Raw genomic sequence first — 18,299 nt, forward strand, 5'->3', positions numbered from 1 at the left:
TTTATTATTTTTATTCGATAGATAACTTATATCGAAGCATTTGGTCTGTTAGCATCGAAATAATTTTTCGTGCTTGAATAACAGCATCATCTTCATTGGCTTGAACAAAAGATGATAAAAGTTGGTGGTATTGCGCGACGACCAATTGATGAAAATGATCATCTTGGTAAAGCACTGCGATGAGCGGAGCCCATTCGGCTTGTATAGTTAACTCTTGATTTGCCAGTCGAGCTGATTGGGCAAAAGAGGTGAGCGTCAGCAAGCAACGTAAATCAAGCTGGGCACGAGTGTCTGCTTCAACGGCTTGTTCAAATTGCTCAATCAATTCTTTGATTTTGCCCAGTTCATATTCAGTGGTTCTTTGTGCTGCTAAATAAGCACCATGGCTTAAAATTGCACTATGAAATTCACCTAGATCAGCAAGATATTCATTTGAAGCTTGACGCAAAGGATGTTTGTTTAAGAGTAAGTCGGAAGGTAACTCACAAACAAAACTTCCGCCGTTTCGTCCGCGTCGTGTATCAATCAGACCTTTTACCCGTAAAGTATTTAACGCTTCACGAACGGTAATCGGTGACACTCCCATTAAGCGAGCTAAATCCGCCTCGTTAGGAAGTTGTTCATTGCTTTTGAGCAATCCAGAGATAATTGCATTTTCCAAGCGTTCAACAACTTGTTCCGAGCGAGTTGCCTGAGCGATAGGTGCAAAAATTATCGTATATGCTGACATGGCGAATTCTCTAAAAGCTAAGTCAGTGACTTAGCTTAATGAAACGGATAAATGATTAAAACACGCCATATTGATGGACTGCCTGTTCATCTTCAGGCACAGCTGGTATTGCATCCCAAAGTTCAACAATTTTGCCATTATCTACACGCCACAATTCAAAATAAGCATGTCGATTTCCAGCAATATTTCCTTCAGAATGTGTCAAGACAAATTGACCATCAGCAATGGAGCGATGAGTTTTGGAGTATACCAAACCTTGCCCTTCATTACGGATATTGTTCAAAAAATCAATCACTGCCTTAACGCCATCACCAATATCTGGGCTATGTTGAATGAACTGATCGCCGTGGGTGTATTCTTTAAATGCTTCGTAATTGCCATCAATTAATGACTTCTTAAAGAAAGAGGTCACAATTTCACGATTTTCCTCTGGGTCATGGTGAGTTACGATTTCGGTTGGACCATCTAATTGTGTTCTGCCACTCACATTCGGAGCTGCTTCTGCTACGAGACCATCCCAATGCTCTACAATTTTTCCATCTTTAACGCGGTAGATATCAAAGCCAACTAACGGGTTTTCATCTAATCCTTGAAAGCGCCCATGAATCGCAACCAAGTCTCCATCTGCCAATACACGCACAGCTTCATGTTGCATGTCGGGGCAGTCTTCTACCAGTTGACGCAATCCTGAAATACCGTTGGCAACCAGTGGAGAGTGCTCAATAAAGTCTTCCGAAAAATAGCGGTCTAGAGCAGTGGTGTCATGTAAATTAAATAACTCGTGGTGCGCCTTACTCACAAAGTCTTTCATTTCTTGTTTATTCATTTTGATCTCCTTTCAAATCTGATTTTTATTATTCATTTGAACTCATTACATGTTTAATGCGTGTATATTCTTCAAAACCATAGCCTGATAAATCTTTACCATAACCCGATTTTTTGAAGCCGCCGTGTGGCATTTCTGCGGTTAGAGGAATATGGGTGTTAATCCAAACGGTTCCGAAATCAAGTTCACGAGACAGGCGAGTTGCGCGTGCATGATCTTTAGTCCAGACACTTGAAGCTAAGCCATATTCAATATCGTTGGCTTTTTCAATGGCATCATTTTCATCTGTAAATTTTTGAACAGTAATGACTGGTCCAAAAATTTCATTTTGAATTGCTTCGTCGTGTTGTTTTAAACCACTAATTACAGTCGGTTCAAAATAGAATCCTGGACGATCTGCTTGCTTGCCACCCGTTTCAACTTTGGCGTGAGCAGGTAAGTTGTCAATAAAGGTTTTAACATTCTTTAATTGATTAGCGTTGTTGAGTGGACCATAAAGTGCGTCTTGATCATCTGGTTCACCAAAGCGTGTATTTTTTGCCGCTTCAATTAATTTACCTAAAAATTCATCGTGAACTGCTTCAGCAACAATCACGCGTGTTGCAGCAGTACAGTCTTGTCCTGCATTGAAGTAACCCGTTAAAGCAATCATTTCAACAGCTTTATCGATGTCGGCATCTTCAAAAACGACGACAGGTGCTTTCCCACCAAGCTCAAGGTGGGCTTTCGCTAAATTTGCTGCCGCAGAAGCTGCAACTTGTAAGCCTGCACGAACCGAACCTGTAATAGAAACGAGCGCAGGTGTTTTATGTGATACAACTTTTGAACCCACCTGAGCTTGGCCTAGCACCACATTAAATGCGCCTTTAGGGAAAAATGGGGCAGCAATTTCTGCAAGCAAAAGTGTACTTTCTGGTGTTGTGTCACTTGGTTTAAGTACCACAGTATTACCAGCTGCTAAAGCAGGAGCAATTTTCCAAACAGCCATCATGAGTGGATAGTTCCAAGGTGTAACTTGGCCAACTACACCGACTGGTTCGCGGCGAATAGAAGAGGTTAAACCTTCTAAATATTCACCTGAAGCTGTGCCATTCAGTAGGCGAGCAGCACCTGCAAAGAAACGAACCTGATCTGCTGATGCACCCACTTCTTCAGATGCAATTAAGTGTTTTAACTGACCCGTATTACGACTTTGCGCTTCAATTAAACGCTCCGCATTTGCTTCAATAGCATCTGCCAAATTCAATAATGCTTTTTGACGAGTTGAAGGTGTACTGCGTCCCCAAATTTTAAAAGCTTCTTTTGCAGCAGCGTAAGCAGCATCAACTTCTGCCTCGGTTGCATTAGGCGATTGACCATAAACTTCGCCAGTCACCGGACTTACCAAGTCGAAATAATCATTTCCTTTGCTAGCAACATATTCGCCGTTAATAAAGTGTTTTAGTTGAGTTTTAGCCATTTTTTATACCTTGTCCTTAGGTTTTAACATATAACATATAATGCTATATGTATTATGTTTTAAATTTTCTGTCAAATGCTTTGACGGGGGGAGTGAATGAAAAAAGTTAGAATTCAAATCAAATTGGATTTTAAGTTTTTGATTTTATTGTTTAAAAAAAGTTAAAAAATTTATTGAAGATTTTTAGAATAGGTTCAACGTCGTAATAGTTTTGTTGATTTGACGAAAGACAATAGAAGAATTTTTATAATCGAGAGCAGCTTGATGAGCCAAACCTTATGCTTAGCTCATCAATTTTTCTTTCTTATTATTTGAAATTAAAGTGAATCATCAGGTTTTATGACTCGCAAGCAGAATGCTGGTTTCACTGTTATAAATACCTGAAATATTCCTGATTCTTTCTAAAACTTTATCGAAGTTTTCTAAAGTATCACAGCGTAGCTCAACCAAAATGTCCCATTTACCGTTAGTTTTATGCAAACATTCAACGGCACTTTCTAGGCGTAATTCTTTAATCACAGACTGCGCTTTGGTCCCTTCGACCATAATGCTCATCCATGCGCGGATGACATTTCGTTCTGCATTGGGTTTAAACCGTACTGTGTATCCGGTAATGATGCCTGACGACTCTAAATACTCGATTCTCTTTTTTACCGTTGCTCTTGAAACGTGAACTTTTTCGGCTAACTCGGTAACAGACATCCGTGCGTTATCTTTAAGCAAACCTAAAATAATTTGATCAATGTTATCCATATTGTAATTGTCAATTATCAGATTGGTAAAAAATAATTCATTTTTGACTGAATTACAAATTTTGTGAATCAATTTGATTTTGAATAATAGGGTCATCAGTTAAGCCTAATAATTCAATTTAATGGACTAGATAAGATGAATAATTTTGCAGTTTCTCGTAGTGACTTTAACGAGTGGATGGTTCCAGTTTTTGCACCGGCAAATTTCATTCCTGTACGTGGTGAAGGTTCACGTATCTGGGATCAAGAAAATAAAGAATATATCGATTTTGCAGGCGGGATTGCAGTAAACGCATTAGGTCATGCGCATCCAGTGGCAGTAAATGCTTTAACAGAACAAGCAAAAAAACTTTGGCATGTGGGCAATGGTTATACAAATGAACCTGTTCTACGCCTTGCAAAACAACTCACTGAAAATACATTTGCAGACAAGGTTTTCTTTTGTAACTCAGGTGCTGAAGCTAACGAAGCGGCATTAAAACTAGCGCGTAAAGTGGGTTTAGACAGCGGCGTTGTTGGTAAAAGTGGCATTGTGGCATTTAAAAATGCTTTTCATGGCCGTACTTTATTTACTGTTTCAGCAGGCGGTCAGCCTAAATATTCACAAGACTTTGCACCGCTTCCAAATGGTATCAACCATGTTGCCTTTAATGATTTAGACGCAGCAAAAGCGGTAATGAATGAGCAAACATGTGCGGTTATTGTTGAGCCGATACAAGGTGAAGGCGGCGTTATTCCGGCTGACATCGAATTTTTAAAAGGCTTACGCGCACTATGTGATGAGTTTGGTGCCTTACTTATTTTTGATGAAGTACAAACAGGTGTAGGCCGTACAGGTTCACTTTATGCCTACATGAACACTGGTGTTATTCCAGATGTTCTTACAACTGCAAAAGCACTAGGTGGTGGTTTCCCAGTCGGTGCAATGTTAACAACCGATAAGTTTGCACCGCATTTTTCAGTGGGTACACACGGTACGACTTATGGCGGTAACCCGTTAGCAAGTGCGGTTGCGGGCGCAGTATTTGAGTTTATTAATACGCCTGAAGTGCTTAACGGGGTTAAAGCACGCCATGATTACTATAAAAAAGCTTTAAATAAATTAAATGAAAAATATGAAATCTTTGAAACAATTCGGGGTCAAGGTTTACTGATTGGCTGTGTCTTAAAATCAGAGTTCGCTGGCAAAGCAAAAGATATTAATAACCTTGCGGGTGAAGAGGGATTACTTAGTCTTATTGCTGGTCCAAATGTTGTGCGCTTTACACCATCTCTGATTATTCCTTTGGCTGATATTGATGAAGGTTTAAAAAGATTTGACCGTGCACTTGCTCGCTTCGTAGCAATTCAAAAGGATGAACAAGCGGCATGATGATTATTCGCTACATTGAACCTAAAGACGTTGATGACCTTTACCTGTTGGCTCAAAAAGCAGGTTTTGGCTTGACATCTTTACAGCCAAATATGGAAAAGCTTGCTGCTCGTATTGAACGGGCGTGTAAAACAGTCGCAGGCGAATTACCAAAGGCAGATCAGGTTTATTTATTTGTTCTTGAAGACACTGAACTCAACAAAGTAGTAGGGGTCTGTGGCATTGAAGTCGCACTTGGTTTAAAAGAGCCTTGGTACAACTTTCATGTAGGGACGCAAGTTCATGCCTCGGAACCGCTAAGTGTTTATAAAGCTTTACCAACACTATATTTGAGTAATGACCACACCAATTGTAGTGAGCTTTGCACTTTGTTTTTAGACCCAGACTATCGCTTAAATAAAAATGGCAAATTTTTATCTAAAGTTCGTTTCTTGTTTCTGTCGGCATTTCGCCAATATTTTGAAGAAACCATTGTGGCAGAAATGCGTGGCTATTCCGATGCAAATGGGCAGTCACCATTTTGGAATGCGGTAGGTCATAAGTTTTTTGATATTGAATTTACCAAAGCTGATTATTTAAGTGGAGTAGGGCAAAAAGCATTTATTGCAGAGCTGATGCCAAGACATCCACTCTATGTCGATATGTTACCTGACGATGCTAAAGCAGCGATTGGTATTGTTCATCCAAATACTCGACCAGCCTATAATCTCTTGCTAGAAGAAGGGCTGCGCTATAAAGGATATGTCGATATTTTTGATGGTGGGGCGACATTGCAGGCAGATATTGAAAACTTACGAGCGATTAAAGAAAGTCAATCTGTAGTGGTCCAAATTGAACAACCTGAAAATATTGCGGTAGGGGATGAACCTTACATTGTGGCCAATGATGACTATGAAAATTATCGAGCCATTCTTGTGTATAGCAAACCTCATCAGAAAATATTGCAATTAACACAAGAACAAGCAAAACAATTGAATGCCGAAAATGGTTGTTTAATTCGTGTGCTAAGTGTTCAAGGTAAACACGTTTCCAATCCAAAAGCGGTAAACAAACTCAAAGAGACTGATCATTTGCGAATGGCTGTTAATTAAGCAGGAATACTATACATTTCACCAAATTTAAGAAGGAATACTATATTATCGCTAACGCAAGATTGGTACATGGATAAACACAATCTTGTTCGCTGAGCTGGAATTCATTAGCCTGCCGCTATTCTATAAAAGACAGACAATTAAAATATTTAATTAATTTATATATTTTAATTCTCTATCGAAATTATATTTATAGATGTCAGGCTAATATAATAATGAAGGAAAGGATTTATGATTAATTTTTATTGTTATAGGTAATAGCTTTTAAAAAGGAATTTATAAGGTTTTAAATGATTTAATAATATTTTTAACATGATTTAATGGACTAAATTGATAATCATATAATTTATTTATTATTAAAACATTTACAACGATTGCTATAAATTGGAGTAAATATTACATGAGTAAGAATAACGGAAAACAATTCCTGGAAGGAGATCTTCTTGGTAGTCAACATATGACTGAGCAAGAAGAAGAGAAATTGCAGCGCTCATTAACCAATCGTCATATTCAGATGATTGCGATTGGCGGTGCAATCGGGACTGGATTATTTATGGGTTCTGGTAAAACATTAAGCATTTCAGGAACTTCAATTGTTTTAACCTATTTAATTATTGGTTTCTTCTTTTTCTTCGTAATGCGAGCAATGGGTGAGCTGCTGCTGGCGAATACTAATTTTAAAACATTCGCAGATTTTGCAACGGCTTATCTCGGTCCATGGGCAGGGTTTTTTCTGGGCTGGTCCTATTGGTGTAACTGGATTATTACTGCTATTGCAGACGTGATTGTGATCGGAGGGTACATGCAGTTTTGGTATCCCGATTTACCCGTCTGGATTCCTGCATTTACTTCATTGGCAGTCTTAACCATACTCAATTTTGTGGCCGTTCGGCTATTTGGTGAACTCGAATTTTGGTTTTCCCTCATCAAAATTACAGCAATTATTCTGTTCATTCTTGCGGGTATTTACTTAATTAGTACCGGATTTACTTCTCCAAATGGTGTTAAGGCATCGGTTAGCCATTTGTTTGAAACAGAGTCGATGTTTCCATATGGCGTAACAGGTTTCTTGGCAGGCTTCCAAATTGCCATCTTTGCATTTGTGGGTATTGAGCTGGTTGGTACGACTGCTGCTGAAACCAAAGACCCGCATAAATCACTTCCAAAAGCGATTAACTCTATTCCTTTACGTATTTTATTGTTCTACGTAGGTGCATTGGTTTGTATTATTGCGGTCACATCTTGGGCAAAAGTTTCACCAGAAAAAAGCCCATTTGTAGAAATGTTTACATTGGTCGGGTTACCAATTGCAGCAGGTTTAATCAATTTTGTTGTTGCGACTTCGGCGCTATCTTCTGCCAATAGCGGAATTTTTGCGACCAGTCGTATGTTATACGGTTTAGCATTAGACAATGATGCTCCTAAAAGCTTTAGTAAGTTATCTAAAAGTAAGGTTCCAATTAGAGGACTCGTATTTTCGATGGCTTGTGTGACGATGGGAACTTCTATTTTATTTATTGTTCCAAATGTCATGACTGCGTTTACAATTATTTCAGCGCTCACTTCAATTTTATGTATTTTTACATTCATGTTGATTGTGCTTTCTTATATTTCCTATCGTAAAAAATTCCCTGAATTACATATTCAATCTCAATATAAAATGCCGGGTGGATTATTTATGGCATGGTTTACGATGCTGTTTTTAGTTTTCACTATTGTAATTTTAGCTTTAGATCATGACACTTTAATTGCACTTGAGTGTTCACCAATCTGGTTTATTGGTTTGTTTGTTGCCTATAGATATAAAAAGAAAAAGATGTTGCAGCTTGATATTTTAAAAGCTCAAAAGGTTGATTATATTTAAGCTACATAATGAATTTTTTTAAAGCTAGGCAGAAGCCTAGCTTTTTTGTTTTGAATAAATTTTATATAAGATATTTATTGTGGTGTCATAATTAAAATATAAATTTAAAGAATAAAAAATGATCATTTAAATTTTAATAATTAAAAAAAATATATATATTTAGTTTTGTTTATGTAATTATTGGGCGATTTTTATACTTTAAATCATAAGAAATAACGAAATAATTGAATGGAGCACGAATGCTGAACCATAAAAAATATCTAGTCACAATGATATTAACCATTATGTATTCAAATAGCCATGCAGGGCGATTTGAAATGATCCATAGTGCAGTCAAACAACCAGGTTTAGAAAATTGTACGCCTTACCGGGACTTATTGGGTAATGAATTCGACTATAGTGTCAATGATATTTCAGGTCCTATTCCTTATACCCGTAATTATCAAACAGCCTTATCTGAAAATCTTAATCGTAACCGCGAAATAACCGATGGCTTAAAAACCATAGGCGGCTGGCAAGATAACTTTAACCATTATTTAATCCTATTCGATGAAGGAAATACCAGTTCAGGTGATTTAAGGATTCTGCTGCGCCTCAGGTTCCTGAATGAGCATGATGAAACATTTTATATTGGGGGATTAGGGGCAGATAAAAAGTTAGGTAAAATCTCCCGTATATTCTCATCCATGCCATTATATTATGAAGGATACCTTGCAGCGACCGGAAATGGGCAGCGAGAAGATGCAGACCGCATCGGTTATCATAGTGAAAATCACCGGGATAAGGGCTTAGTACTCAATCAGCCTTCAGGTGTATTTAGTGATGGCAAGAGTGTTAATAACGTCAAGAACTTATCCTTTACCCTTTATAAGGATGGTAATAAATATACCTTAAGCCATATTAGTACCTTCGGTAGTGATGCCATTTACAAGATTACGGCAGCGGAATTGTCAACAGGTCAGAATTTAAAGTTTAAATATAACGCGAGTGATGCGGGATTAGTTAAGGTGGTTGACCAGTATGGAAACTTCCTGACGATTGAGCGTAATAAAAAAGATCCGGATACGGCTTATGCACCTATCAGTTACCCGACTAAAGTCATAGCTGGCAAGTATTCGAGCAAATCCAATACAATTGATGAATACTTAAATAGAACCCCTACTGAAACTGAATTAGAATCAGGTAAGGTACAGCAAGCAGACTATTCTTATGAAGAGTTTGACTGGACAAATCATTTAAATGGAAATAAAGAAAAGATCTATGCAATTTCAGCTGTAAACTCTACAAATAATCCCACTGAAAAATACAACTATACTAAGGTAGGGAACATAAACTTAACCAGAGGGCCTAGAGATCCATTTCCTGATGGACCAGAATTTTTTGTACCGGCGCTAACCAGAGCCTATCATAGTAAATATCGTGATTCTGGTGGAGATTTAACAGCAGATATAGCAAATTTTGATTATAAAAAAGATAATAATTTATGGTTTTCTTATCCATTTAGTTCCTCTAAGGCTGGCATAAAGCGGGCGAGTGTCGTTAAAACTAGAGGGAGTGAAAATGCTTATCAAACTTTTTACAGCTTACGGACGATGAACTTTATCTCTACGGATAATACTGCAGATAAAGATTTTGATCCGATGACGATTTATATTGATGGGGATCACCGTGAAAGGAATATGTATATCGATTTCGGGGGGTATCCTTGTGTCACCTATAATAATACCCCTATACAGCGGGCCGGTTTTGATGTGCTAACCTCTGACCTAAAATATGTCATAGATAGAAATGGTAATGCGACAGCATTTCAATATGATGATTTTGGTCGTTTATCTACTTTAATTGAAGCAGAGCGTGATGAAGCTTTAAAAAGAACTACTACTTATACTTACTCCCCTGATGTAAAAAGATTCCAGACCCCATTAAAGATAGAAAGAAAAGATGAAACTATTGTAAATACCTTAGATAGTAAAGGTCGTGTGACCAGTTCAACGGTTACCAATACCAATGGAGGAGTGACGAAGAGTAAGAAATCTACGTATCAGTATGTGAATGACTTATTGAAAAGCCAAACAGATCCGGACGGAAGTATTAAAACCCTTGAATATGAAGATATTGGCGTAAACAAAAAAAAGGAAACCATCACCAAGGATGGGTTGTCGTCAGTTACCGAGTTTAGTAATTATAATTCTGCTGGGGCACCAGGTAAGATTATAGAGCCGAATGGGGTGATACAAGACATTTCGTATAATCAATCTAATTTACCTACAGTTAAAGCACGGACTGATTCTGCTAGTGGATTAATTCAAGCTAATAATTATAGTTATGATTTTAAGAATGATGTTATAAGAGAGATTCAGCCAGAAGGAAAAATAAAAAATTATAGATATAATAGTGTGACTAATTTATTACAAGGGGTAATTGAAAAAGATAAGTATTTAAAAACAAACTATTCTTACAATTCTAATGGTCAAATTATTTCTGAAAAAGAACAATATGGAGAATATGTTCTTGAGTCTATGCCTGATAATGTTGGCGAATTAAGAGATAAAGCTAGTTATGTTTATGATCGTTTAGGGAACCTGACAGAAAGCAAATATGGTTCAGATGGTACAGCAAACTGGCAGAAGAAAGAATATGATGCGAACGGCAATGTATTAAAAATAATAAAGCCGAATGCAGAGGGTACCGAAAGTGTAGAAAGTTTTACTTATGATGGCTTGAATAGAAAAAAGACTTATACGGACCCATTGGGTAAAATATATAGTTATAACTATGATAGTTTTGATAATGCGACTTTAAAGAAAGCTTCAAATGGTTCGAACTCTACCAATAGCTATACAAGTGGTAAAGATTTAGCGAAGGAAACGAATAGTGATTATGGGGTAAAAGAATATACCTATGATGGTGTATCGAATTTATTAACATCCAAACATGCCTCGACCCGCTACTGTAACTATTTGTCTTATGATGTTTTAGATCATTATAAACAATCAAATTGTCAGCATGTAAACCAGACAGCTTCGAGTAAGGATGTCAACTATAAATATAACTATCATACTAGTCGTTTTGGGCGTTTAGACAAGATTGAATCGCAGAATAAGACCGGGTTTACGGATGGTCAAAGATATTGGGGAGGGAATACAGAATATAGCTATGATGGTTTAGACCGTGTAATTGCTAAACAGCAGCGTGCCGGAAGATTACAGGCTGCGGATAAAAAGCTGACGGTGAGTTATGGTTATACCAAAGGCGATCGTATAAAAGAAATCACTTATCCATCGGGGAAAAAAGTCAATTATAATTATACTTACTATGAATTGCCTTATCCATTGGGTGGGATTGTAGGGGATACAAGGCTGCAAGGGGTTAGTTTAGGTGATCAGAGTATTTTAACGTTGGGTTATAACGACATCAACCTGGTTTCAAGTATGAAATGGGGTAATGGAAATACCACGGATTATGTATATGATTCAGTGAAGAATATTACCAATATTACTAACAAGGTCAATAATGCGGACTATGATTCGATTGTAAATAGCTATTATAAGAATGGTTTATTACAAACGAAGAAGATAGGTAGTCAAACGCGAACGTATAAGTATGATAAGAAAGGGCAGTTGCTTCAGGAGTTATTGACGGGAGGTTATACCCATACATTTAGTTATGATGACAATGGGAATAGAAAAACATTTAGCTCTAGTGGAACAGGCAGTCCTTATCCGATTACAAGTGCGAGTTATACGTATAGTACCTCTGGTAATAAATATGCGACGATGACCCATAATAATGCTGCCCAGAGTTTTAGTTATAATGCGACAGGAGAGTTGAATCTTCCGAATATTTTAGGAACGGCAATTTATGACTATCAGGGGCGTCGTGCCACAGAGGGTGCTACTCCTGATGGGAAATATACAAGCCATGAGATTGACTATAATCATAAGAACCAAAGGATACTAACGGCACGCAACGGATCGACCCGCCAGTATGTCTATGATGAAGCAGATCATCTTTTAGGTGAATATGATGGCAATGGGCAGGCTTTAGTCGAATATATTTGGTTGGGAGATAAGCCGGTATCAGCGATTTATGGTGACAAGATTGTCTATTTACTAACAGATGAGAAAAACACACCGTACCGAGGTATTGATTCAGCGACGAACAATAAGGTTTGGGTGAGGAATTCAGATGCATTTGGAGTAGCTAAACCGACAGTAGAAACGGTTGAGATGAACCTTCGTTTTCCAGGGCAAGTTTATGATAAAGCGACGGGCTTACATTACAACTTAAACCGCTATTACAACCCATTATTGGGGCGTTATATGGAGGCAGATCCGATTGGATTGGAGGGAGGCTGGAATCCGTATGCCTATGCAATGAATGATCCGGTAAATAAAGTTGATCCGAAAGGTTTATGGGCTGTGAGTGGTAGTTTATATGTGGGCTGGGGTGGAGGAGCTGAAATTAGTTTCAATAATGGAAGTTTAGAAGCTATAGCTCGCCTAGGCGTTGGTGTGGGGGCTGGACTGAGTCTTGATACAGCTGGTGGGCCATCAATTCATACTAAGCCTACGGGTTATGGACCTATTGGACGTACTTCAGCTAAAGGGGATATTGCAATAGGTGTTGGTAATGTAGGGGTAAGTTTAGTGGGGGTAAATGCAATAAGTGGTAATGGCTTTGTGCAAAAAGAAGGAGGGGGGAAGTTTGAGGCTACAGGGCCTACTATCAATTTAGATATATTTAAAAAGGATCAGCATTTTAAGACCGGAGTATCGATTGGAGGAGCGATCAGTGCAGAATTAGGTGGGTATACTAATCTGAAGATGCCTCAACAGAAAGTACAGCCAAAGTTAGAGAAAAAGATGGCGAAATAATAGTCTTATCATAATGATTTTTTAAATATGAAAAATCATTATGGTTATCATATATGTAATTTAAAATATTTATGAAGGATAAAAATGAAGTTAAATATGAAAAAAAGTACTAGTAATAATATTTCTTTTGATACCATTTATATTCGCATTGAATTATATAGCAAATAGACTTTCTAAAAGGAATTAATTATATATTGATAAGGTCTTTAAGCAAGATGAGGAGTTACATAAAAAATATGGTGATATAGAAGAGTATAATTTGCGTAAGTCTGGGAAGTACTTTGGTGGAGGCGTTGGAGGTGATGATGAGCAAAGCTATTACTACTATACGTATTCTGTTAAAGGTGGTATTACTGACGGAATGATTAAGTTAAAATTACATGAAGATGAAAAGAAAAAGATTGATGGATATACCATAGAATTTATTAAATAGATTTTAGAATACGTGGTCATTATTTTTAATTTAATTTTTTCTTAGATATAAAAAGCTAGGCAGAAGTCTAGCTTTTTTTTTCAAAAGATGTTTTTATAACGTCATAATTAAAATATAAATGTAGAGAATAAAAAATGATCATTTAAATTTTAATAATTAAAAAAAATATATATATTTAGTTTTGTTTATGTAATTATTGGGCGATTTTTATACTTTAAATCATAAAAAATAACGAAATAATTGAATGGAGCACGAATGCTGAACCATAAAAAATATCTAGTCACAATGATATTAACCATTATGTATTCAAATAGCCATGCAGGGCGATTTGAAATGATCCATAGTGCAGTCAAACAACCAGGTTTAGAAAATTGTACGCCTTACCGGGACTTATTGGGTAATGAATTCGACTATAGTGTCAACGATATTTCAGGTCCTATTCCTTATACCCGTACTTATCAAACAGCTTTATCTCAAAATCTTAATCGTAACCGCGAAATAACCGATGGCTTAAAAACCATAGGCGGCTGGCAAGATAACTTTAACCATTATTTAATCCTATTCGATGAAGGAAATACCAGTTCAGGTGATTTAAGGATTCTGCTGCGCCTCAGGTTCCTGAATGAGCATGATGAAACATTTTATATTGGGGGATTAGGGGCAGATAAAAAGTTAGGTAAAATCTCCCGTATATTCTCATCCATGCCATTATATTATGAAGCTTACCTTGCAGCGACGGGAAATGGACAGCGAGAAGATGCGGACCGCATCGGTTTTCATAGTGAAAATCACCGCGATAAGGGTCTGGTACTCAATCAGCCTTCAGGTGTATTTAGTGATGGCAAGAGTGTTAATAACGTCAAGAACCTATCATTTACCCTTTATAAGGATGGTAATAAATATACCTTAAGCCATATTAGTACCTTCGGTAGTGATGCCATTTACAAGATTACGGCAGCGGAATTGTCAACAGGCCAGAATTTAAAATTTAAATATAACGCGAGTGATGCGGGATTAGTTAAGGTGGTTGACCAGTATGGAAACTTCCTGACGATTGAGCGTAATAAAAAAGATCCGGATACGGCTTATGCAGCTCTTAGTTACCCAACTAAAGTCATAGCTGGGAAGTATGCGACCAAGTCTAATACAATTGATGACTACTTAAATAGAACCCCTACTGAAACTGAATTAGCTGATGGTAAGGTACAGCAAGCAGACTATTTTTATGAAGAGTTTGACTGGGCAAATCATTTAAATGGAAATAAAGAAAAAATCTATGCAATTTCAGCTGTAAACTCTACAAATAATCCTAATGAAAGATATACTTATACAAAAGTAGGAAATGTAAACCAAATCAAAAGTCTGAATGAGCCTGCTCCTTCCGGGCCAGAATTTTTTGTTCCGGTACTAACCAGAGCTTATCATAGAGAATTTAGGGAATATGGTGCGGATTTTGAAGTTGATATAGCTAATTTTGACTATAAACAAGAAGATTCTCGTTTATGGTTTTCTTATCCGTTTAGTTCCTCTAAAGCTGGCATAAAGCGGGCGAGTGTCGTTAAAACCGGAGGGACTGAAAAGGCTTATCAAGGGTATAATTCAACAAGAAGATTAAACTTTATCTCTAAAGATAATACCGCAGATAAAGATTTTGATCCTATGTATATCGATATTCGGGGAGATCACCGCGAAAGGGATATGTATATCGATTTCGGGGGATATCCTTGTGTCACCTATAATAATACCCCTATACAGCGGGCCGGTTTTGATGTGCTAACCTCTGACCTAAAATATGTCATAGATAGAAATGGTAATGCGACAGCATTTCAATATGATGATTTTGGTCGTTTATCTACTTTAATTGAAGCAGAGCGTGATGAAGCTTTAAAAAGAACTACTACTTATACTTACTCCCCTGATGTAAAAAGATTCCAGACCCCATTAAAGATAGAAAGAAAAGATGAAACTATTGTAAATACCTTAGATAGTAAAGGTCGTGTGACCAGTTCAACGGTTACCAATACCAATGGAGGAGTGACGAAGAGTAAGAAATCTACGTATCAGTATGAAAATGACTTGTTGAAAAGCCAAACGGATCCGGACGGAAGTATTAAAACCCTTGAATATGAAGATATTGGCGTAAACAAAAAAAAGGAAACCATCACCAAGGATGGATTATCATCAGTTACCGAGTATAGTAACTATAATTCAGCTGGAGCACCGCGTAAGATTATAGAGCCAAGTGGGGTGATACAAGACATTTCTTATAATCAATCGAATTTACCTACAGTTAAAGCACGGACTGATCCTGCTAGTGGATTAGTTCAAGCTAATAATTATGAATATAATTTTAATCATGATGTTATAACAGAAAATAAAGGTGATGGTTTAATAAAACAATATAGATATTCTCTGGATGATGGCTTGTTAAGTTCATTTGTAGAGAGGGATCAGTTTCTAAAAAATAATTATACATATAATGCTAATGGGCAGTTAATTTCTGAAACTGAACAATATATTAATTATAATCATCCTCTTCTTCCTGATACTGTTGGTGAATTAAGAGATAAGGCCAGTTATGTTTATGATCGTTTAGGGAACCTGACAGAAAGCAAATATGGTTCAGATGGTACAGCAAACTGGCAGAAGAAAGAATATGATGCGAACGGTAATGTATTAAAAATAATAAAGCCGAATGCAGAGGGTACCGAAAGTGTAGAAAGTTTTACTTATGATGGCTTGAATAGAAAAAAGACTTATACGGACCCATTGGGTAAAATATATAGTTATAACTATGATAGTTTTGATAATGCGACTTTAAAGAAAGCTTCAAATGGTTCGAACTCTACCAATAGCTATACAAGTGGTAAAGATTTAGCGAAGGAAACGAATAGTGATTATGGGGTAAAAGAATATACCTATGATGGTGTATCGAATTTATTAACATCCAAACATGCCTCGACCCGCTACTGTAACTATTTGTCTTATGATGTTTTAGATCATTATAAACAATCAAATTGTCAGCATGTAAACCAGACAGCTTCGAGTAAGGATGTCAATTATAAATATAACTATCATACTAGTCGTTTTGGGCGTTTAGACAAGATTGAATCGCAGAATAAGACCGGGTTTACGGATGGTCAAAGATATTGGGGAGGGAATACAGAATATAGCTATGATGGTTTAGACCGTGTAATTGCTAAACAGCAGCGTGCCGGAAGATTACAGGCTGCGGATAAAAAGCTGACGGTGAGTTATGGTTATACCCAAGGCGATCGTATAAAAGAAATCACTTATCCATCGGGGAAAAAAGTCAATTATAATTATGCTTACACTGAAATCTCAAATATAATTGTTGGAGATCCAAGGCTTCAAGGGGTTAGTTTAGGTGATCAGAGTATTTTAACGTTGGGTTATAACGACATCAACCTGGTTTCAAGTATGAAATGGGGTAATGGAAATACCACGGATTATGTATATGATTCAGTGAAGAATATTACCAATATTACTAACAAGGTCAATAATGCGGACTATGATTCGATTGTAAATAGCTATTATAAGAATGGTTTATTACAAACGAAGAAGATAGGTAGTCAAACGCGAACGTATAAGTATGATAAGAAAGGGCAGTTGCTTCAGGAGTTATTGACGGGAGGTTATACCCATACATTTAGTTATGATGACAATGGGAATAGAAAAACATTTAGCTCTAGTGGAATAGGCAGTCCTTATCCGATTACAAGTGCGAGTTATACGTATAGTACCTCTGGTAATAAATATGCGACGATGACCCATAATAATGCTGCCCAGAGTTTTAGTTATAATGCGACAGGAGAGTTGAATCTTCCGAATATTTTAGGAACGGCAATTTATGACTATCAGGGGCGTCGTGCCACAGAGGGTGCTACTCCTGATGGGAAATATACAAGCCATGAGATTGACTATAATCATAAGAACCAAAGGATACTAACGGCACGCAACGGATCGACCCGCCAGTATGTCTATGATGAAGCAGATCATCTTTTAGGTGAATATGATGGCAATGGGCAGGCTTTAGTCGAATATATTTGGTTGGGAGATAAGCCGGTATCAGCGATTTATGGTGACAAGATTGTCTATTTACTAACAGATGAGAAAAACACACCGTACCGAGGTATTGATTCAGCGACGAACAATAAGGTTTGGGTGAGGAATTCAGATGCATTTGGAGTAGCTAAACCGACAGTAGAAACGGTTGAGATGAACCTTCGTTTTCCAGGGCAAGTTTATGATAAAGCGACGGGCTTACATTACAACTTAAACCGCTATTACAACCCATTATTGGGGCGTTATATGGAGGCAGATCCGATTGGATTGGAGGGAGGCTGGAATCCGTATGCCTATGCAATGAATGATCCGGTAAATAAAGTTGATCCGAAAGGTTTATGGGCTGTGAGTGGTAGTTTATATGTGGGCTGGGGTGGAGGAGCTGAAATTAGTTTCAATAATGGAAGTTTAGAAGCTATAGCTCGCCTAGGCGTTGGTGTGGGGGCTGGACTGAGTCTTGATACAGCTGGTGGGCCATCAATTCATACTAAGCCTACGGGTTATGGACCTATTGGACGTACTTCAGCTAAAGGGGATATTGCAATAGGTGTTGGTAATGTAGGGGTAAGTTTAGTGGGGGTAAATGCAATAAGTGGTAATGGCTTTGTGCAAAAAGAAGGAGGGGGGAAGTTTGAGGCTACAGGGCCTACTATCAATTTAGATATATTTAAAAAGGATCAGCATTTTAAGACCGGAGTATCGATTGGAGGAGCGATCAGTGCAGAATTAGGTGGGTATACTAATCTGAAGATGCCTCAACAGAAAGTACAGCCAAAGCTAGAGAAAAAAACAAAGTAACTAGAATTATA

At 37.4% G+C, this 18,299-nt stretch carries 10 protein-coding genes; 6 read left to right on the plus strand and 4 right to left on the minus strand.

The genetic code is table 11. The annotated features are described in order from the left end of the window. Positions 1–10 precede the first annotated feature (10 nt). The 4 genes from ACPF64_RS09695 to ACPF64_RS09710 form a co-directional block, all read right to left on the minus strand. Complete coding sequence (locus ACPF64_RS09695) at positions 11–730, minus strand: FadR/GntR family transcriptional regulator (protein ID WP_003652776.1); 720 nt, start codon at positions 728–730, stop codon at positions 11–13. A 55-nt stretch (positions 731–785) separates the two neighbouring features. Continuing rightward, the gene (locus tag ACPF64_RS09700) at positions 786–1,556 is read right to left on the minus strand and encodes a nuclear transport factor 2 family protein (RefSeq protein ID WP_003652774.1); all 771 of its coding nucleotides are present in this window, start codon (positions 1,554–1,556) and stop codon (positions 786–788) included. 28 nt (positions 1,557–1,584) lie between these two features. Next, complete coding sequence (locus tag ACPF64_RS09705) at positions 1,585–3,015, minus strand: gamma-aminobutyraldehyde dehydrogenase (protein ID WP_426452897.1); 1,431 nt, start codon at positions 3,013–3,015, stop codon at positions 1,585–1,587. Between the two features lie 330 nt (positions 3,016–3,345). Next, positions 3,346–3,768, minus strand: a complete 423-nt coding sequence (locus ACPF64_RS09710; RefSeq protein WP_151745182.1) for an Lrp/AsnC family transcriptional regulator — start codon at positions 3,766–3,768, stop codon at positions 3,346–3,348. A gap of 135 nt (positions 3,769–3,903) precedes the next feature. On the opposite strand from ACPF64_RS09710, the gene ACPF64_RS09715 reads away from it, so the two are divergent. The 6 genes from ACPF64_RS09715 to ACPF64_RS09740 all read left to right on the plus strand — a co-directional run bounded on the left by ACPF64_RS09715 (position 3,904) and on the right by ACPF64_RS09740 (position 18,288). After that, complete coding sequence (locus ACPF64_RS09715; protein WP_426452900.1) at positions 3,904–5,139, plus strand: aspartate aminotransferase family protein; 1,236 nt, start codon at positions 3,904–3,906, stop codon at positions 5,137–5,139. Next, on the plus strand, positions 5,136–6,230 hold the full coding sequence (gene astA, locus ACPF64_RS09720) for an arginine N-succinyltransferase (protein ID WP_426452902.1): 1,095 nt from the start codon (positions 5,136–5,138) through the stop codon (positions 6,228–6,230). Before ACPF64_RS09715 ends, astA begins: the two co-directional genes overlap by 4 nt. 400 nt (positions 6,231–6,630) lie before the next feature. Further along, positions 6,631–8,094: an amino acid permease gene (locus ACPF64_RS09725; protein WP_426452904.1), complete on the plus strand. Its 1,464-nt coding sequence runs from the start codon at positions 6,631–6,633 to the stop codon at positions 8,092–8,094. A 239-nt stretch (positions 8,095–8,333) separates the two neighbouring features. Further along, a complete protein-coding gene (locus ACPF64_RS09730; protein WP_426452906.1) occupies positions 8,334–12,971 on the plus strand; it encodes an RHS repeat domain-containing protein in 4,638 nt (1,545 codons plus the stop codon). A gap of 259 nt (positions 12,972–13,230) precedes the next feature. Then, a complete protein-coding gene (locus tag ACPF64_RS09735; protein WP_426452908.1) occupies positions 13,231–13,404 on the plus strand; it encodes a hypothetical protein in 174 nt (57 codons plus the stop codon). 255 nt (positions 13,405–13,659) lie between these two features. After that, the gene (locus ACPF64_RS09740; protein WP_426452910.1) at positions 13,660–18,288 is read left to right on the plus strand and encodes an RHS repeat domain-containing protein; all 4,629 of its coding nucleotides are present in this window, start codon (positions 13,660–13,662) and stop codon (positions 18,286–18,288) included. Positions 18,289–18,299 lie beyond the last annotated feature (11 nt).

The organism is Acinetobacter sp. KB005 (assembly GCF_049949095.1).
Lineage (GTDB): Bacteria > Pseudomonadota > Gammaproteobacteria > Pseudomonadales > Moraxellaceae > Acinetobacter > Acinetobacter calcoaceticus.

What these genes read in the sequence shown, in the direction of transcription:
- ACPF64_RS09715 (WP_426452900.1), top strand. Translation starts at nt 3,904, where the DNA reads ATGAATAATTTTGCAGTTTCTCGTAGTGACTTTAACGAGTGGATGGTT.
- ACPF64_RS09695 (WP_003652776.1), bottom strand. Translation starts at nt 730, where the DNA reads ATGTCAGCATATACGATAATTTTTGCACCTATCGCTCAGGCAACTCGC.
- ACPF64_RS09725 (WP_426452904.1), top strand. Translation starts at nt 6,631, where the DNA reads ATGAGTAAGAATAACGGAAAACAATTCCTGGAAGGAGATCTTCTTGGT.
- ACPF64_RS09730 (WP_426452906.1), top strand. Translation starts at nt 8,334, where the DNA reads ATGCTGAACCATAAAAAATATCTAGTCACAATGATATTAACCATTATG.
- ACPF64_RS09705 (WP_426452897.1), bottom strand. Translation starts at nt 3,015, where the DNA reads ATGGCTAAAACTCAACTAAAACACTTTATTAACGGCGAATATGTTGCT.
- astA (WP_426452902.1), top strand. Translation starts at nt 5,136, where the DNA reads ATGATGATTATTCGCTACATTGAACCTAAAGACGTTGATGACCTTTAC.
- ACPF64_RS09740 (WP_426452910.1), top strand. Translation starts at nt 13,660, where the DNA reads ATGCTGAACCATAAAAAATATCTAGTCACAATGATATTAACCATTATG.
- ACPF64_RS09710 (WP_151745182.1), bottom strand. Translation starts at nt 3,768, where the DNA reads ATGGATAACATTGATCAAATTATTTTAGGTTTGCTTAAAGATAACGCA.
- ACPF64_RS09700 (WP_003652774.1), bottom strand. Translation starts at nt 1,556, where the DNA reads ATGAATAAACAAGAAATGAAAGACTTTGTGAGTAAGGCGCACCACGAG.